Origin of the sequence: Blautia sp. JLR.GB0024, from assembly GCF_037000545.1 — a bacterium.
GTDB classification, from domain to species: domain Bacteria; phylum Bacillota; class Clostridia; order Lachnospirales; family Lachnospiraceae; genus Blautia; species Blautia celeris.
In genome coordinates this window covers 399,778-424,456 of record NZ_JBANBF010000001.1, presented here as the reverse complement: position 1 = coordinate 424,456, position 24,679 = coordinate 399,778, and the positions used below count along the sequence as shown (strand labels likewise).

Here is a 24,679-nt window from a genome sequence, read left to right as displayed (position 1 = left end):
CCCGTTAGTGGGCATTGAATATCGATTTGCTAAGGCTTCCGGTCTTGAATAATGAAAATGCAAGAATCACGGTATAAGCCGCTACTGAAAACATTGCTGCATGAAGGTCACTGGATATGGTCATTGCATTTACTAAAACTGCATAAATTCCCACACAGACCATCATGAAGAATCCCTGAAATGCCAGTGCGAACAAGCCTTTTAAATAGTTGTTTCCGATATTGCCCCATTCCTTATTGGTCATGGTGGCAAACGGAATTGGTGCTATGGAAGTATAAAGGTAAATTTCTATCATTCTTCCGTACAAAATAACGGTTATGATGATTGACAGAATCCGCATGGTAATACTGATCAGCAGCGTTTCCATGGATAGCAGGAACAAATCCCCTAACTCCATATCCTCCAGGGCATCCACAATTCGTGTAATTGCTTCTGTTGCATCCACCGCAGTGTTTCCTGATATCACCCCGGCGGCATTATTGACCACATGTTGGCCAACGTCAAAGACCGCCATCGTGATATTGAACGTATTTGTCACCAGATAAATGGCTACATACGCTTTGAAGATCCAGAGGAAAATGTTATAAGTCTCAAATTCATGGAAATTGTTTTTTTGTGTTACCATCGTGATCAATTCATAGCACAGGACAAAGGTGATGATCAGTCCCGCAATGGGGACGATCACCGTTTGGGATATATTCTGAATCAGATTAAAAATCCCTGCATTCCACCCCTGCGGTGTCTGTCCCACCTGCCCGGCTATGGTTCCCACCTGCTCATTGACAGACGTGAACATGTTATCCAAACATGACTTGATAAGTCCGATCAGGATATCCTTTATCGCTTCCGTAATTCTCTCAATGATGGTGTTCATCTACCACTCCTCTTAAGAGAACAATGTTGCCAGCTGTGGAATCAGGGTAGTTCCCAGCAGCATGATTCCGGCACCAGCCATCAGCTGTTTTATCCCCAATTAGGTGTAAAATTCTGCTCGATGGCGGGCGGCGGCGTACAAAAATCTATATGGTGTTTTTAAGAGAACCATCCAGGCGGGACAGGTCAGGCAGTGACCTGTTCCACCTCCGGGATGGGTTTGAGATTAAAATGAATTTCGATAGAAATGTGTCTTGTTTTATCTTCGTCAATGCGCTCATGCACGACGATTTCTTTGATTAAGCGGTTAAGGGTGGCTGCATCCAGCTCTGTGATGTTGGCGTATTCCTGAATGGCTTCCACCCATTGTTTTGCATCATTGGCAAGCTGGACTTCATCGGACAGCCGCTTTCTGCCCTCGGACACTTTTGTTTTAAGCTCCGTCTGCTCGGTCTGCGTCTTTTCCAGCATGGTGTTGAAGTTCTGCTCACTGATACGCCCTGCAATCATATCCTCATAAAGCCGCATTACCATTTTGTCCAGAACCTCAATCCGTTCCTCGTCCCTTGTAAGGGAGCGTTCCATTGCTTCCCGCTGTTCCCGCTGCTCGGCTTCACAGGTATTGGTCAGGCGGTCGGCAACCGCTTCTCCGTCCATCAGGGCAGCTCTGGCACATTCCCGGATTTTCCGCAGCACATGACTGTAAAGGGTGTCATAATCAATCCGGTGCTGGGTGCAGTGGTTCTTTCCAAAGGCATTGTAGGTCTTGCAGGAGTAAATCCGCTGGGGATGTTTTGCGTTTGTGTAGCGTATCGTCAGCGACTTCCCACACTCGCCGCATTTTATCAGTCCGGCAAACAGGCTGATTTCATTGGTCTGCCCCGGACGCTGGCGGGATTTCAGCTTGTTCTGCACAATATCAAAGCTCATGCGGTCAATCAGCGGTTCGTGCTGTCCCTCAACCACAACCCAGTCCTCCGGTTTCTTTTCCCCAATCGTGCCGATTTTGAAGCGGTAGTCTTTTTTCTGGGAAGCAATCGCCCCGGTGTAGACGGGATTCATCAAAAGGTCTTTGATAACGGAGAAGTCCCACATATACCGCCCGTTTTCCGGGTCTTTCTTTTCCCATTTGGTGCGGGTATTGCGAAGCCCCCGTTCCCGGTTCCACCATGTGGGGCAGGGGATTTTTTCTTCCTCCAGCCGTCTGCGGATATAGTTCGGACCATGACCGTTTAGGGCATATCCGAAAATCAGCCGCACAATCGGGGCGGTTTCCTCGTCAATGAGCAGATGGTTTTTGTCCTCCGGGTCTTTCCGATACCCAAACGGGGCAAGACACCCGGTAAACTGTCCTTTCTGCGCTTTCAGAAGATAAGAGGAATGGACTTTCTTGGAAATATCCTTGCTGTACATCTCGTTCAGGATATTCTTGAACGGGGCAATGTCGTTGTTATCCCGTAAGGTGTCGATACCGTCATTCATGGCGATATAGCGCACCCCGTTTCTTGGGAAAAAGTCCTCAATCAAATGCCCGGTTTGCAGATAGTTACGCCCCAGTCGGCTGAGGTCTTTCGTGATAACAAGGTTGATTTGCCTGCGCTCAATGGATCTCAACATTCTCTGTAAATCAGGACGCTCCATATTAAGACCTGTGAAGCCATCGTCCTGATAGACTGCCACAACCTCCCATCCCTGCTTTTCGCAGTATTTTTCCAGCATATCACGCTGGTTTGCGATACTGGCACTTTCGCCTTGCAGGTCATCGTCCTTTGACAGTCTGCAATAGACCGCTGCACGATAGCCCCCGGCAAGTGCCGAACCGATTGTTCTGTATTCCATTTCGTTCATCATAGCCATTTACCCACACAATCCAGACGGTATCCGGCTCTTTTGAACCTCATCTTCATTATACTTCAATTCTTTCTTTTTAGCAAGATATTCTTTTGTATTTGTCTTGCCGTATTTCTGGGAAATCAGGCTGACGAACACATCGGTGGCGTCCAGCTCCCCGTCAAATACAGTGGTCACATGAATCTCTGTTTTGTTTTTTGCCATAGGCAGTTATCCTCCATACATGAAAATAGCCAGACAGAGGGTGTCGGCAACGAAGTCCGGCAACGGGCTTCAAAAGACCTTGCAAACAATCTCAATCTGGCGGTGGTTACTATTTATACTTTTCTTTTATTTTTCTGTTGTTTTGGTTGTCATAGGGGAGAAAAGCCCGCAGTTATGGGTTTTTCCCCGGCAACCGGCTCGGCAACGGGATAGCAACGAAGTCGGCAACGGGCTGTCATTTTCAGAATGGAAGCTCCATCTGCTCCGTGACCTCCACAAAACCGTCCATAGATTTTTCGGGCGGGTTGTCGGTGTCCGTTGCCGGGATTTCACGCTCCCAGCCCTTTTGTCTGCCATATTCCGCAAACATTCTTGGATTGGAAAAGTAGTTCCACCCGGTAATGCACTGGTTCATTATCTCGTTGATTTCCCGGATTTCCCATTGCTTCGGCTCGTCAAAGGTGTGATTTAAGGCTTCCTTGTAGAGCTGCTTGGAACAGATCGTTTCCCCGGTGTACTTATCAAGGTAAGCCTGTATCATCCCGGCTTTGGTGTCCTCCGGCATAAAATCCCGCTGGTGTTCTTTGAGATACCGCTGCATGGCTGGGCTGAATGACAGCTTGTACCTGCCGCTTCGGTAAATCTCCATTGCTTCCGCCCACATCTGGCTGATATAGGCTCTGGAAGCGGCTTCGTCCTCCAAAATGTGAACCTCGGCTTGCTCCGGGTACACCATGACCGGGATAAATCGGCGGTTGCCGGAACGGTCAAGGGGGAGAAAGTCAAGGGCGTTGGAAGTACCGCCGAACACGCACTGACGGGGACGGTCTGCCGGGTGGGTTTCATAGGGTATCTTATAAACCTCTTTCTGTCGGCTTAGAAAAGACTTGATTTCCTCAATGCTCTTGGCATTGGCGGTTGCCATCATTTCCGACATTTCAATTATCCAGTGACCTTGCAGCTTGCGGTACACGTTATCATCGTCCAGCTTCCGCAAATCATCGGAAAACCACTCGTCCCGGACTGCCAGCAGACGGAAGAAGGTGGACTTGCCAGCCCCCTGACCGCCTACCAGACACAGCATGATTTCAAACTTGCTTCCGGGCTTAAATGCCCTTGTAATCGCCCCCAAAAGAAACAGCTTTAGGGCTTCATAGGTGTAATCGTCCACATCCGCCCCCAGAAAGTGCCGCAGACAGAAGCGGATGCGCTCCGTCCCGTCCCATGCAAGGCTGTTCAGAAAATCCCGGATGGGGTGGTACTTATTCTCATTCGCCACAATCCCGATGGCGGTTTCAATCTTTTTCTCACTGGTCAGCCCGTAGGTTTCCTCCAGATAGAGAAGCAGATACTTCATGTCTGTATCGGTCAGGGCTGTGCTTTCTCTGTGAAAACCGATGGGCTTTATGATGTCCTTTCGGTCGGTCAGGATGTTATAGGCGATTGCCCCGGCAAGCACCGGGTCACGCTGGAATACGGTCAGGCAGTTCCGTATGCTCTGGCGGACACCGCCTTTCTCGGTGGTTTCCAGAGTTGCCTTTACTTCCTCAACGCTCTGGGGCGGCTGCATGGCGTTCATGGTGTTTTTTAGTTCTTGCTGCGTCTGCGGCGGCAAGCTCTGCCATTCGCTGTTCAAGCTGTATCACATCCTTTCCATGTTCCGTAATCAGTGAAGCGATTTCCTCCGTATCCCCAAACAGCAGCACATCCAGCAGATATTCCACATGGGCTTGCTTCTGCAAGGCTTCCACGAACCGGGGATGAAACGCTTCCTCCGGGGAGTGCGGGGCATAGTCGGTTTTCCATACCCGTAAGAGGTGTAGATAATCGGCAAGGACACGGAAGCAATGTGCCTTTGCTTCCCGGAACTGTTCTTCCGGGGATTTCTGCCGGGGCTTGGGCTTCCTTGCCCTGCCCGGTGGCTTCCAGTCCTCATAGGCAAGCCCGAAGTCACTCGCCAACTGTGCGGCGGCTTCCTTTTTCCCCAGCCCGTACAGGGCAGCTACAAAATCAATCACATCCCCATCTGCACCACATCCGAAGCAGTGGAAACGCTTGTCCAGCTTCATGCTGGGGGTCTTATCGTTGTGGAACGGGCAGCAAGCCATCCCGTTTCTGTTTACCCGGATTCCGTAATGCTCCGCAGCCTGTCTTGTCGTAACGGACTGCTTCACAGCTTCAAATACATTCAAATCAATTCCTCCTTGTAAAAAAGAAAAGGCACTTATCATTCTCAATCTGAAAATGGCAAGTGCCTGTTAAAGTTCCATATCCTGTTGTTTGTGTTTCGTCTGCGCCGGGGCGTTTTTCTGTGCTCTCTTCTCGTCAGCCTTATCCTGCAAGACTTCTTTGAGGGGCTGCTTCTTGGGCGGCTCTTTGCTTTCCTCTGTGCCGGGTGTGGCTTTCCGTACCCAGTAGCGGATGTCCCACAGCTTCTTCAAATCTTCCTGCACCTCGGTCAACGGTACTTTCAAGTCTGCGATTTCGTCCACAAGCTTCGCCTGTTCCTGCAAAAGCTCCTTTTTCGTGCTGTCCTTATCGTCCGGGTGCTTGGCAAGGTAGGCACTGGCTTTCTCAAACCGGGCAACCTCCGGGTGTTCCAGCTTGAATTTTTCCTTAGTTTTCTTGAAAAATATCTTCTGGTATTTCTCATAAACGGGCTTACATTCCTTACAGTCCGTCCGGGCGGCAAGGATAGCGTCAATCACGTTGCTGCGGGTTTCCTTTGGCTTCATCTGCTTTCGGTAGTCGGCGGCAGATTTCCCGGACGTTTCTATAAAGTTTTCCAAATCCTCCACGGTGGAAAGTCCCTTTCTCTGGAGATAGGACAGGGCTTCGCTGACTGCCTTTAAGTCTTTGGAAGTCCCCCGGCTTTGTCCCGCCCGTGTCCAGCTGCTCCGTTCTGCCTTTCGTATCTCCATATACTTCATCAGCAGATTGGGAAGAAAGACCGCTTCCTCCGCAGCTTTTTGGGCAAGCAGTTCATTCCGCTTTTCGCTAAGCTCCGCAATCCAGCCTTTGAGATTTTTAATAAGCTGCCGGATGGACTTCATCAAACTATTGGCGGCTTTGATTTCTCGGTTCAGGTTGCCGATGTTCGTCTGAATCCCACGCTTTTCCATCTGCCGGACAGCAGCCCCTTCATGGACGGTAGGGATAATATCAAGCCCCTGTCTTTCGTAAGAACGGAGATCTACTCGTTCCGGGCGGTTGTTGGCTTCCAGATAGCGGTTTTGGATGACCTCCCATTCATGCCGCCAGATTTCGCCATATTTGCGGTCGTTCCAGTCAACCGTATCTTCCTTGTGGCTTTTCCACCTGCCGGACGGGAGCTTGATTCGTTCCCCGTTCTTATCAAGTTCATAGACCTTGCGGCTCTTGGGAAGCCATTTCCCACGCTCATCCATTGCCCGCATGGTCAGCATGACATGGGCGTGTGGGTTTCCGTCCCCTTTGTCATGGATGGCAAAATCCACGCACATTCCTTTGGAAACAAACTGCTGGCGGCAGAAATCCCGTACAAGGGCGGCGTACTGGTCGGGCGGTATCTCTCTGGGAATGGAAAGCACCCACCGCCTTGCAAGCTGGGAGTTCCATTGCTTCTCAACAGCTTCGGCAGCGTTCCAGAGGGTGTTGCGGTCTGTGTACTCCAGGGGAGCGTTTGCCGGGAGCAGGATTTCATTGTGGACGATACCACGCTTTTCCGGGTAGTGTTTTACTTCCTGGTCATATTCACAGAACAGCTTTTCGCCGCTCTGGTAAGCAGCGGCGGCAACCGCAGACTGGCGGTGGCTGCGCTGCACAATAGAGATTTCGTTGTGTGGACAGGGCATTTTGTGTTCCTCCTTTCCGTTTTTGGACATAGAAAAAGCAGGATACCTTTTCAGATTTCCTGCTTGTTGTGCCGCTGGGGGCGGCGGGTATTTAGTAATACATTTACATAGTTTTGTGCAAGTACCAAAGTCGCACAATAAATACAATTTGTCCAATAGCATAAGCCCCAATAATAGTGAAACATGGGACTACTGTCATATATCCGGTGAAAATCAAAGCAAAAATAGAAACAGCAATCGTAACATTCATTACCTTGAAGCCACTTGCCATAGCAGCATTACTAAGCGAAATATTTCTCTCGTCATTTTCCTCTATTTCCATTTCTTTGGTTTTCTTAACGAACAAGTCGCACACACCAGATACAATCAGCAAAATTCCAATGAGAGATGTACCTACTACTATTAAGTCGGGACGTGGCACAGGTATTATTTCATGTACTCCCAAACCGTATGTTAGCAATCCTCCCAGTAGAATAATCATTCCTGTAACTGTCATTAAAATCAACAACCTTTTTTTCATAATCAATCCTCCTCGTAAATAAAAATTTCTTCAATACTCATGTTGAAATATCTGGCAATCTTAAATGCCAACTGAATAGATGGGTTATAGCGTCCGTTTTCCAAAGAGCCGATGGTCTGTCGTGATACTTCCAATGCATTTGCTAAATCTTCTTGCTTTATGCCTCGTTGCTTTCGTAATTCTTCCAGGCGATTTTTCATGTCATCCTCCTCTCTTATGGAAAGTTAACTTTCCATTCTTCCATTATATCACATAGTTCTTTTATGTCAAGTTAGCTTTCCATTTGCATTATATTTTATGAAACTTATCGGCTGGGAACAGCTTGCAACGCAAGGTGTCCCCAGATGGCAAGTCCACAAAAGGGTAGCTGGCGGCAGCCAGCGCAGGGGAAGTGTAGCGTCCCCTGTTTGATTTGGAGCAGACCGTGGCTGCGGAAAATCACAGCCCTCCTGCAAGGAGCCTTCGGAGAACGCAATGCACCAACCTCTGGGTGGTGTATAATTGCGCCCTTAGTAAACTAAGGGGTTTCCGGCTTCTCCCGTTCCAGCAGTTTTTTCAATATATCTTGCGTGTCCTGCCTGTGAAAAATGAGTTTCAGCAACAGCATGACATCATCGTCCGTCAGGCGTTCCGGCTCTTGCAGAAAACTTTCCAGCATACCGCCACGAGTACAGAGCCGGTGCGTCCGTTCCTTTCGGGTAAGCTGCTTCAACTGGTGCTGCAATGCCTTTTCATCATTGATGGCTTTCCGCAGTTTCTTTTCGCTTTTCTCCAACTCCCGGTTGAGCTTTCCCAGCTTTGAGGTATCAGGCAAGGGTAGCGCCCTCCTTTCCCGGTATCAGCACATAAATCCTGTTCGGTTCTCCCACGCCCTGACGCACCCGCATGATAAGTCCGGCGGTTTCCAGTTCATTCAAAGAACGCTTGACCGTCATGAGGCTGCGGGACAGGACTGCGGCAATGGCTGTGATAGGGAAGCAGACAAAAAGAATCCCGTTCTCGTCCGCCTGCCCTCTGAAAAGCATAGCGTCCAACATCCGGCAGTACATGACCTTTGCGGTGCTGCTGACTGGAAATCCTGTCAACGCTCTGGGAAATGGCATACAGGGCGGCAATGGTGTGTCTATCGTCATAAATTCAAAATTCATTCGGTGTGTTCCTCCTTTTTCTTTGCTCGTTTGGATAAATAACGGGGGCAGTCAATCACAACCGCCCGGAAGCTCTGCTTGCACCCATGCTGGCATTTCCGGCATAATTCGTTGTAAGTGACACGCCCCCGGTCATTGAGGTAAAAGGAAAGCTCATGCTTCCGCTTTTTGCTCATTCTCGGCATGTTACGTTTCCTCCCGTTTTCGTGTATGGTTTCGGGGCGATTTTCGGCAAAATTACAGCCATAGAGCCGCTTAAAATCTCCCGAAGTCTCAGCGATAGGGTAGACTATCTCCCTATCAAATTGTCGTGTTTCGGTATCATTTCGGTGTCAGTTCGCCAGTTCTCCCCGGTGTCGTTCCTCCCCTGAATCTCACAGCGGCGTATCGCTCCCTTTGGTACGCTCGTTTCGGTCAGGGTTCCTCCATATCCCTGCCAAAAGTCATGGCGCTACATCGCCGGGGAAGCATATCCCACACAGGCTGGTCATTCGATTGGAATAATCCATCGATGAACTACCTGTATCATAGAACATTTTTGTGCCCTGTGCCGTATATCCACAAAGTAGGAATCAGGGGGAAAATCAGAAATTTCCACGATTGCGGAAAGTGTGATATAATCCAGTTAAACGGCAGAAATAAAACCACCGGAAAGGAGCGTGCGCCCATGAAAGTTGCAACAAGCATACAGGAACGCCTTTGGGAACTCCGCAAAGACAAAGGCTTAAATCTGGAAGAACTATCAAAGCTGACGGGCATTTCTAAATCAGCCCTTGGCAGTTATGAAAAAGAGGATTATAAGGAAATCAATCATGGCAACCTTATCACGCTGGCAGACTTCTATGGGGTTTCCGTCGATTATCTGCTGTGCCGGACAGAGAACAGGGAGCAGATCAACACGCCACTGACGGAGCTGCATTTGAACGATGAGATGGTGGCACTGCTGAAAAGCGGTCGGATTAACAACCGTCTGCTCTGCGAACTTGCCACCCATAAGGACTTTATCAAGTTTCTTGCGGACATTGAGATTTATGTGGACGGGATTGCCACCATGCAAATCCAAAATCTCAACTCCCTTGTTGATACCGTCCGGCATGAAATTATTGAACGGTATCGCCCCGGCGAAGATGACCCGCATTTGAAGGTGCTGCAAGCCGCACATATCAGTGATGATGAGTATTTCAGTCACATGGTTCTGGATGACCTCAACCTGATTATCCGGGATATTCGGGAATTCCACAAAAAGGACAGCGAGAGTGCGCCCCAAACTACCGTTGCCGATGAACTGAAAGAAAATCTGGAAGCGGTCGAAAATTTCAAGGGCAGTCGAGATGAAAAACTGGTTATCCTTTACTGCAAGCAGCTTGGTATCAACTATAAAAACCTGTCAGAAGAAGAATTTCGCTGGTTCATTCGTATTCTCAAAAAATCAAAGAAAATGGGAACACCTATCAGCCAGAGGAAAAAACGGTAAAGGAAAACCGCTGTTGCATGGTTTGTTGGATTCCATGTAGCAGCGGTTTGTGCTGTGGTTATTATTTCATTCGTTTTCTTAATATTCGGCGATAATTTGTTTCTCCCTTTGGTGCGTCCTGTATAATTTCCAACACACCATCTTCAAGCATTTTATCAATGCGATTGGAAATCCATACATCACTAATTCCAAGTTGATATTTTCCTAAAACATTACCTATGACAATAGCCATTTTGAATTGCTCTGGCTGTTCCGCAATTTCACGAAGAATGAAACTATCATATATATCTTCTGAAACGCTTTGCAATTTACCATTTAACATTGCACGCAAAGGTGCATTTTCATTTTGAAGTTGATTCCATTTCATAGTACAAGCTGAAAGAAATACAGGATTAGCTTTCTCTTGTAGAGTTATATAGTTTCCCCATTCGCCAGGAGAGACCTCGCCCCATGCTATTTTGGATGTCATAGTATTTTCTTTTCCATATTCCCATGTAGGTAACTTAACCAAATAAATTGTTGTCTGGCAGTTTAATGGTTGAAGTTGTTTCATAAGCCAATACATACCACAAAGCTCATCTGGATTATAGCTATACCAAATGCGAATTTCTTCCCCAGCTACATATCGTTCAATCACTGAGGTCAATGTAGTTTTAATTTTCTGTATTTTTTCTTCAACCTGATAATCTAAATCCTCTACAAAGCAGACAGACAGCATTTTCTTGAAAATATTTTTCCGCTGTTCGCCAATTCCATTATCAGAAATATCTCCCACACTAAGAGCCATATCAAAACAATAAACATCACTGCTCTTGCCTCCCAATGGAATAGCATTCTCCCAAGCAATGCGTTCTTGTTCCTGTGCTTGAAGCTGTGCCTTTTTCATTTCATCTGAAGATGGAACACTCCCGTCTTCGTGCCTCATAAATATTGAAACAGCACTTCCTCTATACTTTCCCTTGCCGTAAGTTTGGGCAATTTTCAAACTTCCACAGGCACTTTCACCAAATACAATTTCAATCATCTTATATACCTCCGATTTAATTGCTCCCGTTATGAATAAATCATCTCATACAAAACAATTTCTTCTGCCCTGTTGTGAATGTTATTGCAACGCTGCACCCATTCCATTTGTCGGGTACACTTCAATTCCTCTGTCACGCCCTCGGTAGCTTTCATCTGCTCCATGATAGTGTCTAACCGTTTTTGTGCCTGTTCATTCAGGTCTGCAAGATATGTCAACAATTCTCCGGTCAGTATCAATGTATTCAATCTGGCTGGGTGGACTTCTCTTAAATATTCCCGGTGCATTCGTCCGTACTTTCCGATAGGGCGGTGTTCCTCCGGCAGTTTCAAGCCTGGAATGTAGTAATCTCCGACAAGGATATAATCAATTCCGTTTTCCGTTATTCTTGGTTTCAATTCGCTCATGTTCCTTACCTCCTGTGGAAGCAGGCTCGTCTGGTACTAACTCAATCACATCAGTAATCTCACAATTCAGAGTTTCACAGATACGGGCTAATGTATCCATGCTGATGTGCTTTCCCTCTTTGCTCATGTTGGCAATCATATTTGTTGTCATACCAGCAGCAAGCCTTAAATCCTCTTTTCTCATATCACGCTCTAACAGTGTGTGCCAGAGTGGTTTATAGCTGATGTGCATATTGTTTTCCTGCCTTTCTATCCATACCACCGGGGCGGTTGCCCCGGCAGGAACTTTTCTCTTATTATAACACCAATCTTGTGAAATCACAATTTATTCTTGTAGCCTGCCGCTGATACCGTCTGGATTGTGCATTCCCTTTCTTTTTGTTCCCTTTAATTAGCCATGAACTGTTTGATGCCCTGGCTCTTAGCACCGGGATTGTCATTTCCATATCCTTCCAGAAGGTTTACGACACCCCACACGCCAAGACCTGCGCCGATTGCGACTACAAGAGTTTTTAAAGTTGTAATTGCACTGCTAAAAAATGCCATATACATTCACCAAAACTGACTTCTTTCAGGTGTTTACGGGAATGAAAAAACACCGACTAAAAAGCCGGCGCACCTAATGTCAGTTATTCCTTTCCTCATTATTTTTCGTTCATTCCCATGGTTATTCCGACAGCTCCACCTGAATTACCTCCACTTCTTCTTCGGGTTTCGGTGTGTACTGCGGATTTAACTCTTTCTCTACTTTGTATCGGTTTTTCTCATTTTCATCTGCAAGAAACCGATAATTTTTGTGTTTCGTGATATCATATTTGTCTGAGAAAAATGGTCTGGCACCACGAATCTGAAGGATACATTTTCCTCCATCCATGACTGCAATCTCATCTTCTGTCATCAGCTGTTTGCCTGTTTTCTGGTAATTCAATCCAAAGGACTTCTGATTACTCCTCGTTTCCGAAGTGTTATACAGGTCAATGGTTTCCTTACCCAGAAGCTCACTCATTTCCTTTAAGGTAGTTTTCTCTTTTCCTCCAAGAAATAGTGTCGTATCACAGTTACCCAGAATGGTATCTGCACTATCCTTATACATTGCCTTTAGCTGACTCTGTGACTGTAAAATAATAGAAGCAGAGATTTCCCTGCTTCGGATGGTTGCGATCAGCTTGTCAAACTGTGGAATCTGCCCGATGTTGGCAAACTCATCAGCGATGACACGCACATGAACTGGCAGTCTTCCACCATATACATCATCTGCCTTGTCGCAAAGCAGATTGAAAAGCTGTGACTGTAACATGGCAATCACAAAATTAAAGGTTGTATCTGTATCGGACATAATCAAAAACAAGGCTGTCTTCCTGTCCCCGATCTTATCCAGTTCCATTTCATCATAAGACATGATCTCACGAAGTTCTGCGATATCAAATGGTGCCAGCCTCGCACCACAGGAAATAAGAATACTTTTGGCAGTTTTGCCAGCCGCCATTTTGTATTTTTTATACTGTCTGACCGCAAAATGCTGCGAATCTCTTTCTTCCAGTTCCTGGAACATCATATCCACAGGATTCTGGTAAGTTTCATCCTCTTCACGGGTTTCGCTTTCATTCAAAAGATCAAGAAGGGTATTCAGATTCTTTTCCTCTTCATCTCCTTCATACCAGATAAAAGCAATCAATGCCGTGTACAACAGCTTCTCTGCTTTCACCCAAAAATCTTCGGAAGCTTTTTCCCCTTCGCCTTTGGTATTAACAATGATTGTTGTCACCAGCTTCAGGATATCTTTTTCAGACCGTATATAAGCAAATGGATTGTAATGAAGCGATTTGGAAAAATTGATAGTATTCAGAACCTTAATCACATATGGCTCATGAACTACTTTTCCAGATCTATCTTTCATAATATTTCCATTCTTATCTTTCTTAGGTGGACCCTTTGCTAACATCTTCCCGCACTCCTCAATCAGAGTGCCTTTCGGATCTGTAATGACCATGGAACAGTTCATCTGCATGACTGACGGCTTAACGAAAAATCGAGTTTTTCCGGAACCACTGCCGCCAATGACCACTATATTTTTATTTCTTGCATACTTTGGCTGTTTAGGTCTACTTTCCATAGTCAATGCTTCTGTTGCTGTCAATGGAATATTCATCCAGGGATCTTCCGACATATAAGGCTTGATATCCTCTGCGGTTCCCCATCTGGCTGAACCATACTCGATGCCTTTCCGTAATTTCTTTGCGTCTGCCTGTTTCTGCCAGACCAACACTTTCAGAACGACTGCAACAACAATACCTGCTAGCAGATCTTTCCAGTTATTGCTTAACACAAAACCAGCAAAAATCCGGTCTGCGTGTTCCATTGCATATAATAGTTTGTTCCCCATATCTTCTCCCGGACTGTTCCGGTAAAGAAAAAATGCCCGGTCTGCATAGAAAGCAGCCAGAGCATAAGGAATATTTGTAAGAACCAGTTCCTTTTTATCCAGGGCGGACAGCTTACCCCCGATTTTATTCTTCCACTTCTGCATCAGAGTTTTGCCGCTTTTCTTTTTCATCGACTCTGCTCCTGATGCCGGTTCTTTACTTTGTCCTTCGTCTTCTTTGGCATCATTGCCCGGTAAGCTGCAAGACGCTTATGAATGGAAGGTTTATTCGCTTTTTGAATCTGTTTCTGGGAAAACTCACGGAAAGCAGCATTGAGGGCATCCTGATCACGTCCCTTGAAGAATACCAGATAAACCGGAGGCTCTTTGCTCTTGTCTTTTTTCAGAGCATAATTGATCCCGTATTTTCTGGCATACCGTTCAAAGGACTTGATATTCTTATTTGTGATCTCGATATTGACCATCCCGGCATTCTGTTTTGCCAGCTCTTTTACCGTGATCTTTCCCTGTTTCGGCTGATTTTTCTGTGCTTTCTTCTCTACTGATTTCTGCTTCTGATGACGCAGATACGCAACAAGAACCTTTTTCAACAGGTCTGCCGTAATCTTAGTAGCCCGAATACAGAACGTGACCGTTTTCTGAGTTACCTCTTCCTGCATGCCTTTTCCCTCCTTTCAGCGATTCAACTGCTGTCCAGATCTGTAATCATGGCAATCACCCCCTTTAATGAAAAAAGACAGATTAACCGGTAATCAGGTTCTGCACCTGTACGAGTTTTTCTGTCCCTTCTTCTTTTCTCTTATCTTCTCCACCACAATAGATGGGAACACACATTTCAAGTATTCTACTGTAAATACGCTGATGGGCAGTATCCAAATCTGTGGATTTCATTTCATTCAGTCCCAGATTCGTTGTTACGATCAGCGGAAGCATTTTACAATAGCGGCTGTCTATCACATTATAGACCTGCTCCAAAGCAAACTCGGAATTTCGTTCTATTCCTAAATCATCAATAATCAGCAGCGGATAATCCACAAGATTTTGTATAATCTGATTCTTATCTGCCTGATAGCTGGTCATTTCGTTTAAGATCCTGGAAAAATTCGTCATCATGACACGTTCTCCCTGTTCCAAAAGTGCATTTGCAATACAGCCTGCAAAGAAACTTTTCCCGGTTCCAACTGGTCCCATCAAAAGCAATCCTACATTTTTTCTCTTCATATCTGTCCAGTTTTCTACATACTGCCTGGCAATTAGTATCTTCTGGTTGCTTCCATTGTCATTTTCAAATTTCCATTCCCAGAATCTTCTTTCCCGAAGTCCGACGGATTTTCTCTGATAAAGCAATCGCTGTGCTTCTTCCCGCTGCATCTTTTCATCAAGTTCTTGTCTGGCTTTCACCTCGCATTCGCACAAACAGGACACTACATGCTCAAATCCCATCAGACTGACTTTCATCTGTTTTCTTTTCCCACAGATACCACAATGAAGACATCCATCTTCGTCCACATAATCTGCTGTTACTTTATTTTCCATCACAGGCTTTCTCCTTCCTGAAATTCATATTTGTCCATTCCTTCCCTGGTTCCATCCCTTTCTGCCCAAAGACAGATTGTTGCAAAATGATTCTGATACTCTTTTCCACTGGATTTCATATAAACAGAAAGATGATCTATCCGTTTCTGGTAATCCCATGGAAATAGCGTCATCAACTCCTGCAGTTCTGCTTCCGACAGAACAACATTTTTAAATCTCCCATTTAGACTGAATTTTTCTTCCAAAGCGGGAGTATTGCCCTTACTCTTATCAGTATGATTCTTTTCAGTCTTATTTATCTTAGTATTACTTCCATCCAGATTCTTGCAGTCCGGACTTCTATTTTTTTGCGTTCCGGACTTCCAGTTTCTTGCAATCCGGATTTCCAATTCCTTGCAGTCCGGATTTCCAGTTTCTGGCGTTCCAGAAGCAAAGTATCTTACGGGCTTTCCTCTAATCCGTTTCACAAAATTTTTCACGTATATGACAGAGGGACGATTATTCCCCTGCCGATACCGTTCAATCAATCCAATCCCATGCACACTGTCAAGCTCATAAAGAAGCTTTGTCACTGTCGTATGCGACATTCGCAATAGTTCCTGCAATTCTGCGATCGTGTAAATGATATAGACATAACCATCACTATCAATCCATCCATTTTTCTTGGATAGGCTGATTCGATCAAGCAGAATTCCGTAAAGGAGCTTTGCGTCTGTGGACAGGCTTGCAAACTCTTTTTCTGTGAACAGAGCTTTTGGTATCCGAAAAAAAGAAAACTGGTCAGATTCTTCTGCTCTGAAATATTCAAAATCTGCCATAGCTTATTTCCTATTCTTCCTCATTATTAAAATCACACCCTGCTGCACTGCCTGTTCCATGACACATCTCATTAAACACAAAGTTGAAGCACATCATTAACTCACTCAGATAATAATTCCTTGCCTCTTTATTGCAGGCATACATATCCTCGATATAAACCTCCTCGTTTCCATTCATTCGTGCGATTGTTTCCAGAACTTTCATAAACTTCTTATTAGAGCAGCACTCATACTGCTCATTTACATATTTCTGAATTTCCAGCACACGTTCAGGCTTTCCTTCATAAACAGATAACACGCCAAATGCCAGATCCATGCCAAACTCATAGCCATCGGCTTCTACGGCATCAATATCAAGATTACCTTCTTCATCGTAATAGCCACGCTCTTCCATAGGAGTCAGTGGTGTCTCATATTCATCCAGATATCCCATATCTGCAATTGTTCCCAGAATATCTCTGGATGCTGCCACCATCTTGTCCATGATAATTTCTCTTTCTTCCATCTGCATATTTGCCATAATTCTGTCTAATGTCATCATTGATTCTTCCTCCATCGCATTTTCATAAATATCATTGATATAAAAGTGGTTCGCCTTTCCATCGTTTTGAACAATACGCACCAGCTTTCCAATCTTAACAAGTTCCTGTACTGCCTGATCTACGCCATATCGAGTCGTATTCAGATCTTTCTTCATTTCGCTTTTTGGATAGATAACAAACAGATCCCCGTTATGATCTACCCAGCCATTCTGCACCGCAAATTTCAAACGATCCAGAAATAAGCTGTATAAAATTTTTGCTGTATTTGATAGATTTTTGAATTCTTCCACCTGGAACAGCATCTTTGGCACCTGCAAACAATCTACCGGCATATACTCCATCTTACTCATTGATTATTTCCTCCTTCTGTTTGTACAGCACTTCGGCTGAAGTAATATTGATTTCCAGCATACCTACAAATACCTGATAGTACAGCAGGCATATCTGTTCATCCTCCCTTGCCAGATACAATCCTTCCAGTTCATCGGACGGATGTTTCATTCCATATACCGCCTGACAGATATCATGGATTTTCTCACATTCCACACTTCTAAGATGCATCTCCAAAGTGTGATTAAATCTCTGCCAGTCCTCCAGTTTTTGGTTTACTGACATCATGCACTGGAACAGTTCCGCTGCTTCACATGCTGCTGACAGCACTACATTTTTGTTATTGATACTTCCATCGGCATTTTTCATATGCCCTACCATATACGCCTGATCTACTGAAACCATCTTTTATCCTCCTCTATCTAAACGGCATTTCCTCTTCCATGCCCTCTGGGATCTCTAAGAACCCTTCCGCATCTTCTGGAAACGGTGGTCTGTCAACCATTTTTGCACCTGCGAATTCAATCCGGTTTGCATACACTTCAGTGGTATAGATCTTTTTCCCAGTATCCTTATCTTCATAATTACCTGTGACAATCTCGCCTTCCACCATGACCTTCGTTCCCTGCATCAGATAATCTCTGGCAAATTCTGCTTTCTTTGCAAAAGCCTTTACCGGAATGAAACTGACTTCATCGGAATAATTCCTTCTAACTGCCAGAACAAACTTGGCAATCTTATGAAGTCCTTTTTCATTCTCCACTTCGTTGTATCCGGGATTTCTTACCAATCGCCCGGAAATAACTGTTGTATTCATTGGCTTAACCCTCCTATGCTTTCATTGATTTGTAACAGATACCGACACATGGTCCACATTTTCCATAGGCACATCCGTAACATTCATCTTTTTCCAACTCTTCCTGCTTCATTTCATCGGCAAACATTCCTAACAGCGTTGTGTAAATCTTTTTCATTGCCAAGAACTTCACTTCTGCTTTTTCCATCTTCTCTTTGTAAAATGGAATTAGTCCACGAAGAACTGGATGGAAACGTTCATTTTCATCATCCCAGGCACAGGTTTTCATCATACAGCGTGGCTGTTTCTCATAATTTCCCAGATAATACGGACAGAACGTACAGCCTCTTTCTTTAACAATTTCCACCGGAATCACTGGCATCTGACTTTTGATTTCTTTTGTTACATGCTTACTTTCAATTCGCTCTCTCATCTTAAAAATCCTCCGAGTATATATATTTGCAAAAGGGATTTCCCCTGAATTGCTTGATTTTTGGTACAAAAAAAGAGGCAAGCTTACGATTTTATTTTCGCAAACCTGCCTCTTATCAAATATTCAATTATTTTCCGATGATATATCGTAAGAAAACGTATACCGCACGGATTACATACACTGGAATCATGATACATCCAATCAAAGCTCCAATGATGACACTTAATGCAGCCATACCAAGCGTTGCTGTGGTATCCATTCCTCTAGGGATTAGAATCAGCCGCATTTTATGTATTCCAAATGGCAATCCGGCAATAAATATCCACCAGAACCAATCCGTCTGACCACTGACTTTCATAATTGTTTTTGTCATCCAAAACCAGAATACCATAAATGCCAGCGGCAGAATTGATTTTTTAATTACGTCTTCAATCGTCACCTTTTTTCTCCTTCTGTCTGATTCCTTCCGCCACCTCCCGATTAAGGTTTGCCAATATTTCTCTAACCACAGGAGAATCCAATCGAAAAGTTTCCAAATCTTTCTCCGTAAGCTCCCTTCCGTTCGCATCATATCTTCGTACAATTTTTAAAGCCATACTTTCACTTTCTTCCTGCTGATAATCCTAATGTTTTCAACAAATGTTCAAACTTCTCTCTTTTCATCCGTTTAACACGTATCTTTTCTATCTTTTTCAGATAGGCTTGTATTCTACTTACCGTATCTTCATTGCTCATTCTTTACCCTCTCTTTCTGCCCACGATGCCAGAAGCTTAAATATAATTTCTTCCATCTGAGTCTTTGTATATGTCTCTGGAAAATATTGTTTCAATTTCTTCGCCGGAATCTGCACCTGAACTTTTTCAGTACTTTCATTCATGCAAATCTGATCAATCTCTGAATACGTCAACATCCGCTCTTTTGAAATCTGTTTCAATTCCTTTGCCTGCTTCATGGACGGTACCATATTGTGATTACTCATATACTGAAGCAATATCTGTTGTTCTTCACTTCTCAAATATGAAACTTCAACAGCTGTATTAAAGGGAAGCTTCTTCTCGTCTGCCAGTTCTAAAAGCTCTGTGATTAACTCTGTCAGATGAATATATCGAAGAATCTGTCTGGAACTATCTCCTGTATTCTGACTGACTTCTTCCGCCGCCAACTTCTTGCCAACTTGGCAAGAAGTTAAATCAGACCGTTTCCCCTGACGCTTTAACGCCTCATATTTCATTTTATAAGCAAATGCCTTTTCGCTGATCAGCAGCTCTTCTCGTTGAATGTTGGAATCTACCATGATCACCGTCGCTTCATCATCTGTAAGATCTTTGATGATAACAGGCATTTTCTCTAATCCCGCAAGTTCACATGCTCGTTTTCGCCTATGACCAGCTACCAGCTCATAACCACCGGACCCTCTCAACCGCACAATACCAGGAACCAACACGCCATATTGTGTAATGCTTTCTGATAATTCTTCCATTTTCTTATCATCTTTTACTTGAAACGGGTGATTTGGAAATGGATGAAGGCTTCCTATTGCTATCTCACAAATTCCATTGTTTGTTTCTTCGTTTGTTCCAAACAACACATCAAGTGGCTGTAAGGAAATGGGAGTTTCTCTTTTTTTAGATGGCATCTTTCAGCACCTCCTCCGTCACTCTCCGATAAGCTTCTGTAGCTTTGCCTTTCGGATCATAAGAGAAAATACTCTGTCCTTCTCTGACTGCTTCCTTCATTCTTACAGAAAATGGAATATAATTATCAAAGATATGAATTTGACTTCCATATACATTTCTGAGAAGTTCCATATTATTTCTGGCATCATTTGTATGCGCATCGACCATCGTGAACAGAATCCCACCGACTTGCAACTTCGGATTAATCTGCTTACGAACCTTACCGATCGTTTTTAACAACTGCTGCAAGCCTTTGATTGGCAGGTAGGACGCTTCAACTGGAATGAGTACTTCATCTGATGCAGCCAGCGCATTGATCGTGATCATTCCCAATGATGGCATACAGTCAATAATGACTGCATCATATTGATCCTTGATACCATATAAAATCTGTTTCAATACATATTCCCTGCTCATTGCATTTACCAACTGTACTTCCGTACCTGCCAGTCCAATGTTAGAACAGATAATGTCTATTCCCTCTGCTTGATGTCTGATATAACAGTCTGAAGGAATATCTTCATCTTTCATTACTGCATCCATAAGAGCTGTAAGTGTTTCATTACTGTCATCACAATCACGATATCCAAATCCTGCGGATACATCAGACTGTGGATCGGCATCTACAATCAACACTTTCATATTCTTTTGTGCTAATCCTACTGCTAAATTAGCAGTACATGCGGATTTTCCCGTTCCCCCTTTTTGGTTTACAATAGAAATAATTCTAGCCATTTTTCATCACCTTTCATCATCGTCAATCAAAAAGAGGACTGAATTAGACAACCGGAATCTATATTCCGTGCGAGCTAATTCAGTCCTATAATTACAATAATTCTGTTGTTTTTACTCTTGTCTTACACAAATCCATTTCCAGTCTGGATCTGTAATAATTCATATTCTGGAATGACAGCGCTGCCTTATTTTTCCCTTTTTCAGGGAGTTAAAAATAAGGACTAAATTAGTGCAACCCCTTGTATTTACTGGAGTTTTCTAACTTGTCCTTATTATAACTCGACCATGAGGTGTAACCTTTGGCATCTGAATCTTGTAGATTTTGTTGTACTTTTCACGGATATGCTGAAAATACTTTTCCCAATGAAGTGCAACCATCGGTCTGCCGTTCTTGTCCAAAAACAAAAATCCGCTGTATCCCTCAACCATAGGTTCAATCTTTGGATTTTTTCTGTTTTCAAGAATACGCTTGAAGCATTCTTTCACTTCCGGAATCATCGGCACCATTCGTGTACCACTTTCGGTTTTCGTGTCTTCAATAACATATTTCATACTTCTTGTTCTCTGAAGCTGATGATCCACGATGATTCTGTTGTTTTCAAAATCAAGATTGCTCTTAGTCAGTCCCACAAATTCCGAAATACGAAGTCCTGTCTTGAACAAAATAAAGATACCGTCGTAGTATTTGCAGAAATGCTTGTCATTCTTTACAAACTCTAAGAAATCTCTTTCCTGTTTTCGTGTAATAGCATCTCGTGTTACGCTATCATTCACGACTACAGTATTCAGTTGGAACTCAAAAGGATTCTTTATAATTAAATCATCATCAACCGCCATCTGAAAGGCAGGTCTTACAACGCCTCTGATTGTGTGAACGGAACTGTATCCTCGTCCATCCACCTGCTGCATCTTAATCAGCCACTGTTTTGCATCCGATGGCTTGATTTTATCAATACGCTTCTGACCAAATTCTTCTTTCTTGATGATATTCACCACGAATTTGTAATTTGCTCTTGTGTTGTGTCGAACACCGGTCTTTGTACCGATATATTTCTCCACAAGTTCCAGAACCGTAAAATTGCCTCCATCCGGTGTGATATTGCTGTTTAAATCCTTTTGAATTTGCTTTATTTTTTCTCTCAGGGAAATATCATCATGTTTTCCTGCCGGAACCTTATCTGCCGGAGTCAGTTTCCAACTGTACACCGTCTTTCTCTTGCCCCATCCATCCTGATACTTGTATTCATATTTCCCGTCTTTTCGCTGGCTCTCTCCATTAAATAATCTTCGACCTTTATTGTCTCGTCTTACATCTGACATTAAGTTTCTCCTTTCTATCAACCGACCGTCATAGAAAAGAGCCAAGCTATGATATCCCTATAATACCATAAACTCGGCTCTGATTCTATCTTGTATTTGCCATTTTTATATGGCAGATAATTTCTCATCAACGAATTGTTCAAATACTTTTCTCTTTATCTGAGGACGTGACCCATTCCACAGGATGAAGTCAGCATCTGGATTTTCATCTATCAGCTTTTTCAGTTTCTTATCGCCAATGCGAAAATATTTGGACGCTTCCTGCACACTTAGTGTATATTTTCGCCACAACGGAATATCATACTTATCTACATTCATTTCCTGTTCTTTCATCATAGGCAATTACCCCCTCTTAACCCAAACAATCTCATAACCTAAAACATCTGCCAGTTCCACCGCTTCCCTGTATCGCAGTGTTTCACGGTGCAGCTTGCCCGACAGGTTGGAAACACTTTTGCTCCATCCATATTTCACTGCCAATTGCTCCAATACCTCCTGCATTGTGATACCCTCACGCATAAGCTGTGATTTCACTTCATTACACACATTCATTGAAAAAATACCTCCACGAAAAAAGAGCCCTGCAAGTGACATGACAACGAAGTTCGACAACCGACCTCAAAAAACTGTCATTTTTCAAATGCGAAGCTCAATTACTATTTTTATTTTCTTTTTTATATTATCTGTTGCTTTGGTTGTCAGAGAGTAAAATTCCCTGAAAATAAAGGATTTCTTTGACACCCTATCAGGCAACTGACCGACAACACAGCCGACAATCTGACCAGCAACTTAAAATGGAAGTTCCATTTGACTGGCTTCTTCCTCTGTCAGTTTCACAAATCCATCCATGGAATTTTCTTCGGTTGTCATACTCTGGTTGTCACGTTCCCAGCCACGCTGCCTGCCATAACTGCCAAAATATCTTGGATTGGAGAATTGCTTCCATCCCTTAACACTATGGTTCATGATCTCGTTGATTTCACGAATTTCCCATTGTTGCGGTTCATTATAAGCATGATTTAACGCTTCTTTATAAAGCTGCTTCGAACACACCTGTTTTCCGGTAAATTTCTCCAGATATGCTTCTATCAGACCTGCCTTAGTGTCCTCCGGCATGAATTCTTTCTGCAATTCTTTCATATACTGTTCCGTTTCCTTTGTCAGCGTCAGCCGAATCTTTCCACTTCTATAAAGTACCATTGCTTCTGCCCATAACTGGTCAATATATTTTCGAGATTCTATTACATTCTCCAAAATATGAACTTCCGCCTTGTCCGGATACACCATGATAGGCAAGAAGCGTCGGTTACCGCTTCGGTCGAGAGGAAGAAAGTCCAGCGTATTGGAAGTACCTCCAAACACACATTGACGGAGCCTGTCCGCAGCCTGTTTATCGTAAGGTGTTTTATACGTTTCCTTTCTTCTGCTCAAAAATGATTTAATTTCTTCAATACTCTTTGCATTTGCAGTAGCAATCATTTCTGACATTTCAATAATCCAATGTCCCTGTATTTTACGAAAGACGTTTTCATCATCCATTTTCTTTAAATCATCAGAAAACCACTCATCTTTGATCGCAAGGAACTGGAAAAAGGTTGATTTTCCTGCACCCTGACCTCCTGTCAGACAAAGCATCACGTCAAATTTACATCCCGGCTTAAATGCTCTGCTGATTGCTCCCAACAGAAACAATCTCATAGCTTCATAGGAGTATTCATTGATTTCTGCTCCGAGGAAATGGTGTAAAACATATCTTATACGCTCTGTTTCATCCCACTCGAGCTGATTCAGATAATCCCTGACCGGATGATATTTATTTTTATCCGCAACAATGGAAATAGCTTTTTCAACTTTTTTCTCCACCGTCAGATTGTATTTTTCTTCCATATAGAGCAAAAGATAATTAAAATCTGTTTCATTCATCATTCTGGAAGTTTTTTTCCACCACAGCGGTTTTACGATGTCTGTTCTCTCGGTCATAATGTTATAGCGAAGCGCACCTGACAGTGCCGGATCAGACTGCAATACGGTCAGACAATTCTTGATTGTGTTTTTTACGCTGCCATTCTCGTTCAAAGTCAGGCTTCCCCTGACTTCCTCCACACTCCTGCACACCTGCATCTCCGCAACTGTCTGCATGACTGCTTCCTGTGTCTGAGATGTTAAATTCTGAAATTCGTTGTTCAAGTACAGCTATCTCCTTTCCGTATTCCATAACAATCAATGCTTTTTCTTCGGCATCACCAAATACCAAAACATCCAACAAATATTCAATGTGGGATATCTTTTGCAAAGCTTCTGCAAATCGTGGATGCCAATTTTCATTTTCTATGGAAGGTGCATACTGAACCTTCCATCGTTTCAGCAGATGATAATAATCTGACAGCACTCTAAAAACTCTGCTTTCTGCCTCTGCATATTTCTGCGCATCCGATTTTTGCTGTTTTATTGTTTTTAGCTTTCTTACAACAGATTTTGAATCATAAGAAATTCCAAAGTCCAGAGCCAGTTTTTTTGCTCCTTCCAAACTGCTAATACCATAAAGCTTAGAAACCAAATCTATCACATCTCCATCAGCTCCACAGCCGAAGCAATGAAAGCGGTTGTCCACTTTCATGCTCGGGTTTCTATCATTGTGGAAAGGGCAGATGATTTTTCCGGTACGGTCTACCCGAAATCCATAAAATTCCGCAGCCTGTCTTGTTGTGACCGACTGCTTCACTGCCTCAAATACATTCATAGCATCACTTCCTCTCAAAAGAAAAGACACCGGAC

General features: G+C 43.8%; 35 protein-coding genes. 1 reads left to right on the top strand and 34 read right to left on the bottom strand.

The window, feature by feature from the left end; translation table 11 throughout:
* Positions 1-4: 4 nt before the first annotated feature.
* The 12 genes from V8Q34_RS01980 to V8Q34_RS01925 form a co-directional block, all read right to left on the bottom strand.
* Positions 5-874, bottom strand: a complete 870-nt coding sequence (locus tag V8Q34_RS01980; RefSeq protein ID WP_055057307.1) for a VirB6/TrbL-like conjugal transfer protein, CD1112 family — start codon at positions 872-874, stop codon at positions 5-7.
* A 12-nt stretch (positions 875-886) separates the two neighbouring features.
* Positions 887-937 (bottom strand): hypothetical protein, encoded by a 51-nt coding sequence (locus V8Q34_RS27480; RefSeq protein WP_235853306.1) that lies wholly within the window; start codon positions 935-937, stop codon positions 887-889.
* 122 nt (positions 938-1,059) lie between these two features.
* A complete protein-coding gene (locus tag V8Q34_RS01970) occupies positions 1,060-2,730 on the bottom strand; it encodes a recombinase family protein (protein ID WP_005335872.1) in 1,671 nt (556 codons plus the stop codon).
* Positions 2,731-2,928: a hypothetical protein gene (locus V8Q34_RS01965; protein WP_002595102.1), complete on the bottom strand. Its 198-nt coding sequence runs from the start codon at positions 2,926-2,928 to the stop codon at positions 2,731-2,733.
* A 241-nt stretch (positions 2,929-3,169) separates the two neighbouring features.
* Positions 3,170-4,507: a virulence-associated E family protein gene (locus tag V8Q34_RS01960; RefSeq protein WP_117831474.1), complete on the bottom strand. Its 1,338-nt coding sequence runs from the start codon at positions 4,505-4,507 to the stop codon at positions 3,170-3,172.
* Complete coding sequence (locus V8Q34_RS01955; RefSeq protein ID WP_002595104.1) at positions 4,476-5,120, bottom strand: CHC2 zinc finger domain-containing protein; 645 nt, start codon at positions 5,118-5,120, stop codon at positions 4,476-4,478. Before V8Q34_RS01955 ends, V8Q34_RS01960 begins: the two co-directional genes overlap by 32 nt.
* A gap of 66 nt (positions 5,121-5,186) precedes the next feature.
* Complete coding sequence (mobQ, locus tag V8Q34_RS01950; protein ID WP_002595105.1) at positions 5,187-6,761, bottom strand: MobQ family relaxase; 1,575 nt, start codon at positions 6,759-6,761, stop codon at positions 5,187-5,189.
* Between the two features lie 103 nt (positions 6,762-6,864).
* Complete coding sequence (locus tag V8Q34_RS01945; protein WP_002595106.1) at positions 6,865-7,281, bottom strand: hypothetical protein; 417 nt, start codon at positions 7,279-7,281, stop codon at positions 6,865-6,867.
* Between the two features lie 2 nt (positions 7,282-7,283).
* Positions 7,284-7,481 (bottom strand): helix-turn-helix transcriptional regulator, encoded by a 198-nt coding sequence (locus V8Q34_RS01940; RefSeq protein ID WP_002595107.1) that lies wholly within the window; start codon positions 7,479-7,481, stop codon positions 7,284-7,286.
* A gap of 317 nt (positions 7,482-7,798) precedes the next feature.
* Positions 7,799-8,095, bottom strand: a complete 297-nt coding sequence (locus tag V8Q34_RS01935) for a DUF3847 domain-containing protein (RefSeq protein WP_005335898.1) — start codon at positions 8,093-8,095, stop codon at positions 7,799-7,801.
* Positions 8,088-8,429, bottom strand: coding sequence for a DeoR family transcriptional regulator (locus tag V8Q34_RS01930; protein ID WP_005335900.1), 342 nt, complete (start codon positions 8,427-8,429; stop codon positions 8,088-8,090). The genes V8Q34_RS01935 and V8Q34_RS01930 overlap by 8 nt, the downstream gene beginning before the upstream one ends.
* On the bottom strand, positions 8,426-8,614 hold the full coding sequence (locus tag V8Q34_RS01925) for a hypothetical protein (protein ID WP_002304353.1): 189 nt from the start codon (positions 8,612-8,614) through the stop codon (positions 8,426-8,428). The genes V8Q34_RS01930 and V8Q34_RS01925 overlap by 4 nt, the downstream gene beginning before the upstream one ends.
* 482 nt (positions 8,615-9,096) lie before the next feature.
* Between V8Q34_RS01925 and V8Q34_RS01920 the strand changes: the two genes are divergently transcribed.
* Complete coding sequence (locus tag V8Q34_RS01920) at positions 9,097-9,903, top strand: helix-turn-helix domain-containing protein (RefSeq protein WP_008372835.1); 807 nt, start codon at positions 9,097-9,099, stop codon at positions 9,901-9,903.
* A 61-nt stretch (positions 9,904-9,964) separates the two neighbouring features.
* On the opposite strand, the gene V8Q34_RS01915 is transcribed toward V8Q34_RS01920, so the two are convergent.
* From V8Q34_RS01915 to V8Q34_RS01810, 22 genes are all read right to left on the bottom strand, one after another.
* Positions 9,965-10,927 (bottom strand): DUF3658 domain-containing protein, encoded by a 963-nt coding sequence (locus tag V8Q34_RS01915; RefSeq protein WP_005335911.1) that lies wholly within the window; start codon positions 10,925-10,927, stop codon positions 9,965-9,967.
* A 29-nt stretch (positions 10,928-10,956) separates the two neighbouring features.
* The gene (locus tag V8Q34_RS01910) at positions 10,957-11,334 is read right to left on the bottom strand and encodes a TnpV protein (RefSeq protein WP_005335912.1); all 378 of its coding nucleotides are present in this window, start codon (positions 11,332-11,334) and stop codon (positions 10,957-10,959) included.
* Positions 11,294-11,566, bottom strand: a complete 273-nt coding sequence (locus V8Q34_RS01905; RefSeq protein ID WP_002593556.1) for a helix-turn-helix domain-containing protein — start codon at positions 11,564-11,566, stop codon at positions 11,294-11,296. The genes V8Q34_RS01910 and V8Q34_RS01905 overlap by 41 nt, the downstream gene beginning before the upstream one ends.
* Before the next feature lie 155 nt (positions 11,567-11,721).
* Positions 11,722-11,880: a Maff2 family mobile element protein gene (locus tag V8Q34_RS01900; protein ID WP_118440657.1), complete on the bottom strand. Its 159-nt coding sequence runs from the start codon at positions 11,878-11,880 to the stop codon at positions 11,722-11,724.
* A 121-nt stretch (positions 11,881-12,001) separates the two neighbouring features.
* Positions 12,002-13,861, bottom strand: a complete 1,860-nt coding sequence (locus V8Q34_RS01895; RefSeq protein ID WP_442893844.1) for a VirD4-like conjugal transfer protein, CD1115 family — start codon at positions 13,859-13,861, stop codon at positions 12,002-12,004.
* A 23-nt stretch (positions 13,862-13,884) separates the two neighbouring features.
* Positions 13,885-14,376: a PcfB family protein gene (locus V8Q34_RS01890; protein WP_335834709.1), complete on the bottom strand. Its 492-nt coding sequence runs from the start codon at positions 14,374-14,376 to the stop codon at positions 13,885-13,887.
* Between the two features lie 82 nt (positions 14,377-14,458).
* Positions 14,459-15,253: an ATP-binding protein gene (locus V8Q34_RS01885; RefSeq protein WP_335834708.1), complete on the bottom strand. Its 795-nt coding sequence runs from the start codon at positions 15,251-15,253 to the stop codon at positions 14,459-14,461.
* On the bottom strand, positions 15,253-16,071 hold the full coding sequence (locus tag V8Q34_RS01880; RefSeq protein ID WP_335834707.1) for a replication initiator protein A: 819 nt from the start codon (positions 16,069-16,071) through the stop codon (positions 15,253-15,255). Before V8Q34_RS01880 ends, V8Q34_RS01885 begins: the two co-directional genes overlap by 1 nt.
* Before the next feature lie 10 nt (positions 16,072-16,081).
* Positions 16,082-16,963, bottom strand: a complete 882-nt coding sequence (locus tag V8Q34_RS01875; protein ID WP_335834706.1) for a replication initiator protein A — start codon at positions 16,961-16,963, stop codon at positions 16,082-16,084.
* Positions 16,956-17,348: a hypothetical protein gene (locus tag V8Q34_RS01870; protein WP_335834705.1), complete on the bottom strand. Its 393-nt coding sequence runs from the start codon at positions 17,346-17,348 to the stop codon at positions 16,956-16,958. The genes V8Q34_RS01875 and V8Q34_RS01870 overlap by 8 nt, the downstream gene beginning before the upstream one ends.
* Positions 17,349-17,361: 13 nt before the next feature.
* Complete coding sequence (locus V8Q34_RS01865; protein WP_005344165.1) at positions 17,362-17,760, bottom strand: single-stranded DNA-binding protein; 399 nt, start codon at positions 17,758-17,760, stop codon at positions 17,362-17,364.
* 13 nt (positions 17,761-17,773) lie between these two features.
* The gene (locus V8Q34_RS01860) at positions 17,774-18,172 is read right to left on the bottom strand and encodes a hypothetical protein (RefSeq protein WP_335834704.1); all 399 of its coding nucleotides are present in this window, start codon (positions 18,170-18,172) and stop codon (positions 17,774-17,776) included.
* Between the two features lie 127 nt (positions 18,173-18,299).
* Positions 18,300-18,611 carry a DUF6050 family protein gene (locus tag V8Q34_RS01855; protein WP_096240028.1) on the bottom strand — a complete coding sequence of 104 codons (312 nt, stop codon included), beginning with the start codon at positions 18,609-18,611 and terminating at the stop codon, positions 18,300-18,302.
* A complete protein-coding gene (locus tag V8Q34_RS01850) occupies positions 18,601-18,768 on the bottom strand; it encodes a hypothetical protein (RefSeq protein WP_167515502.1) in 168 nt (55 codons plus the stop codon). The genes V8Q34_RS01855 and V8Q34_RS01850 overlap by 11 nt, the downstream gene beginning before the upstream one ends.
* A gap of 4 nt (positions 18,769-18,772) precedes the next feature.
* Complete coding sequence (locus tag V8Q34_RS01845; RefSeq protein WP_262583413.1) at positions 18,773-18,907, bottom strand: hypothetical protein; 135 nt, start codon at positions 18,905-18,907, stop codon at positions 18,773-18,775.
* Positions 18,904-19,809: a ParB/RepB/Spo0J family partition protein gene (locus V8Q34_RS01840; protein WP_195280347.1), complete on the bottom strand. Its 906-nt coding sequence runs from the start codon at positions 19,807-19,809 to the stop codon at positions 18,904-18,906. Before V8Q34_RS01840 ends, V8Q34_RS01845 begins: the two co-directional genes overlap by 4 nt.
* The gene (locus V8Q34_RS01835) at positions 19,799-20,584 is read right to left on the bottom strand and encodes a ParA family protein (protein ID WP_054337283.1); all 786 of its coding nucleotides are present in this window, start codon (positions 20,582-20,584) and stop codon (positions 19,799-19,801) included. Before V8Q34_RS01835 ends, V8Q34_RS01840 begins: the two co-directional genes overlap by 11 nt.
* Positions 20,585-20,842: 258 nt before the next feature.
* Entirely contained in the window at positions 20,843-21,904 is a 1,062-nt protein-coding gene (locus tag V8Q34_RS01830; RefSeq protein ID WP_335834703.1) for a site-specific integrase, read from the bottom strand.
* Between the two features lie 105 nt (positions 21,905-22,009).
* On the bottom strand, positions 22,010-22,240 hold the full coding sequence (locus V8Q34_RS01825) for an excisionase (RefSeq protein ID WP_442893839.1): 231 nt from the start codon (positions 22,238-22,240) through the stop codon (positions 22,010-22,012).
* 6 nt (positions 22,241-22,246) lie between these two features.
* Positions 22,247-22,456: an LLM class flavin-dependent oxidoreductase gene (locus tag V8Q34_RS01820; protein WP_335834702.1), complete on the bottom strand. Its 210-nt coding sequence runs from the start codon at positions 22,454-22,456 to the stop codon at positions 22,247-22,249.
* 237 nt (positions 22,457-22,693) lie between these two features.
* Positions 22,694-24,025, bottom strand: coding sequence for a virulence-associated E family protein (locus tag V8Q34_RS01815; protein ID WP_335834901.1), 1,332 nt, complete (start codon positions 24,023-24,025; stop codon positions 22,694-22,696).
* Positions 23,919-24,644: a CHC2 zinc finger domain-containing protein gene (locus V8Q34_RS01810; protein WP_335834701.1), complete on the bottom strand. Its 726-nt coding sequence runs from the start codon at positions 24,642-24,644 to the stop codon at positions 23,919-23,921. Before V8Q34_RS01810 ends, V8Q34_RS01815 begins: the two co-directional genes overlap by 107 nt.
* Positions 24,645-24,679 lie beyond the last annotated feature (35 nt).

Excerpts from the sequence above, each read along its gene's own strand:
- V8Q34_RS01980 (WP_055057307.1), bottom strand. The coding sequence starts at position 874 with ATGAACACCATCATTGAGAGAATTACGGAAGCGATAAAGGATATCCTG.
- V8Q34_RS01970 (WP_005335872.1), bottom strand. The coding sequence starts at position 2,730 with ATGGCTATGATGAACGAAATGGAATACAGAACAATCGGTTCGGCACTT.
- V8Q34_RS01965 (WP_002595102.1), bottom strand. The coding sequence starts at position 2,928 with ATGGCAAAAAACAAAACAGAGATTCATGTGACCACTGTATTTGACGGG.
- V8Q34_RS01960 (WP_117831474.1), bottom strand. The coding sequence starts at position 4,507 with ATGAACGCCATGCAGCCGCCCCAGAGCGTTGAGGAAGTAAAGGCAACT.
- mobQ (WP_002595105.1), bottom strand. The coding sequence starts at position 6,761 with ATGCCCTGTCCACACAACGAAATCTCTATTGTGCAGCGCAGCCACCGC.
- V8Q34_RS01945 (WP_002595106.1), bottom strand. The coding sequence starts at position 7,281 with ATGAAAAAAAGGTTGTTGATTTTAATGACAGTTACAGGAATGATTATT.
- V8Q34_RS01940 (WP_002595107.1), bottom strand. The coding sequence starts at position 7,481 with ATGAAAAATCGCCTGGAAGAATTACGAAAGCAACGAGGCATAAAGCAA.
- V8Q34_RS01930 (WP_005335900.1), bottom strand. The coding sequence starts at position 8,429 with ATGAATTTTGAATTTATGACGATAGACACACCATTGCCGCCCTGTATG.
- V8Q34_RS01925 (WP_002304353.1), bottom strand. The coding sequence starts at position 8,614 with ATGCCGAGAATGAGCAAAAAGCGGAAGCATGAGCTTTCCTTTTACCTC.
- V8Q34_RS01920 (WP_008372835.1), top strand. The coding sequence starts at position 9,097 with ATGAAAGTTGCAACAAGCATACAGGAACGCCTTTGGGAACTCCGCAAA.
- V8Q34_RS01915 (WP_005335911.1), bottom strand. The coding sequence starts at position 10,927 with ATGATTGAAATTGTATTTGGTGAAAGTGCCTGTGGAAGTTTGAAAATT.
- V8Q34_RS01910 (WP_005335912.1), bottom strand. The coding sequence starts at position 11,334 with ATGAGCGAATTGAAACCAAGAATAACGGAAAACGGAATTGATTATATC.
- V8Q34_RS01905 (WP_002593556.1), bottom strand. The coding sequence starts at position 11,566 with ATGCACATCAGCTATAAACCACTCTGGCACACACTGTTAGAGCGTGAT.
- V8Q34_RS01900 (WP_118440657.1), bottom strand. The coding sequence starts at position 11,880 with ATGGCATTTTTTAGCAGTGCAATTACAACTTTAAAAACTCTTGTAGTC.
- V8Q34_RS01895 (WP_442893844.1), bottom strand. The coding sequence starts at position 13,861 with ATGCAGAAGTGGAAGAATAAAATCGGGGGTAAGCTGTCCGCCCTGGAT.
- V8Q34_RS01890 (WP_335834709.1), bottom strand. The coding sequence starts at position 14,376 with ATGCAGGAAGAGGTAACTCAGAAAACGGTCACGTTCTGTATTCGGGCT.
- V8Q34_RS01885 (WP_335834708.1), bottom strand. The coding sequence starts at position 15,253 with ATGGAAAATAAAGTAACAGCAGATTATGTGGACGAAGATGGATGTCTT.
- V8Q34_RS01880 (WP_335834707.1), bottom strand. The coding sequence starts at position 16,071 with ATGGCAGATTTTGAATATTTCAGAGCAGAAGAATCTGACCAGTTTTCT.
- V8Q34_RS01875 (WP_335834706.1), bottom strand. The coding sequence starts at position 16,963 with ATGAGTAAGATGGAGTATATGCCGGTAGATTGTTTGCAGGTGCCAAAG.
- V8Q34_RS01870 (WP_335834705.1), bottom strand. The coding sequence starts at position 17,348 with ATGGTTTCAGTAGATCAGGCGTATATGGTAGGGCATATGAAAAATGCC.
- V8Q34_RS01865 (WP_005344165.1), bottom strand. The coding sequence starts at position 17,760 with ATGAATACAACAGTTATTTCCGGGCGATTGGTAAGAAATCCCGGATAC.
- V8Q34_RS01860 (WP_335834704.1), bottom strand. The coding sequence starts at position 18,172 with ATGAGAGAGCGAATTGAAAGTAAGCATGTAACAAAAGAAATCAAAAGT.
- V8Q34_RS01850 (WP_167515502.1), bottom strand. The coding sequence starts at position 18,768 with ATGGCTTTAAAAATTGTACGAAGATATGATGCGAACGGAAGGGAGCTT.
- V8Q34_RS01845 (WP_262583413.1), bottom strand. The coding sequence starts at position 18,907 with ATGAGCAATGAAGATACGGTAAGTAGAATACAAGCCTATCTGAAAAAG.
- V8Q34_RS01840 (WP_195280347.1), bottom strand. The coding sequence starts at position 19,809 with ATGCCATCTAAAAAAAGAGAAACTCCCATTTCCTTACAGCCACTTGAT.
- V8Q34_RS01835 (WP_054337283.1), bottom strand. The coding sequence starts at position 20,584 with ATGGCTAGAATTATTTCTATTGTAAACCAAAAAGGGGGAACGGGAAAA.
- V8Q34_RS01830 (WP_335834703.1), bottom strand. The coding sequence starts at position 21,904 with ATGTCAGATGTAAGACGAGACAATAAAGGTCGAAGATTATTTAATGGA.
- V8Q34_RS01825 (WP_442893839.1), bottom strand. The coding sequence starts at position 22,240 with ATGATGAAAGAACAGGAAATGAATGTAGATAAGTATGATATTCCGTTG.
- V8Q34_RS01820 (WP_335834702.1), bottom strand. The coding sequence starts at position 22,456 with ATGAATGTGTGTAATGAAGTGAAATCACAGCTTATGCGTGAGGGTATC.
- V8Q34_RS01815 (WP_335834901.1), bottom strand. The coding sequence starts at position 24,025 with ATGCAGGTGTGCAGGAGTGTGGAGGAAGTCAGGGGAAGCCTGACTTTG.
- V8Q34_RS01810 (WP_335834701.1), bottom strand. The coding sequence starts at position 24,644 with ATGAATGTATTTGAGGCAGTGAAGCAGTCGGTCACAACAAGACAGGCT.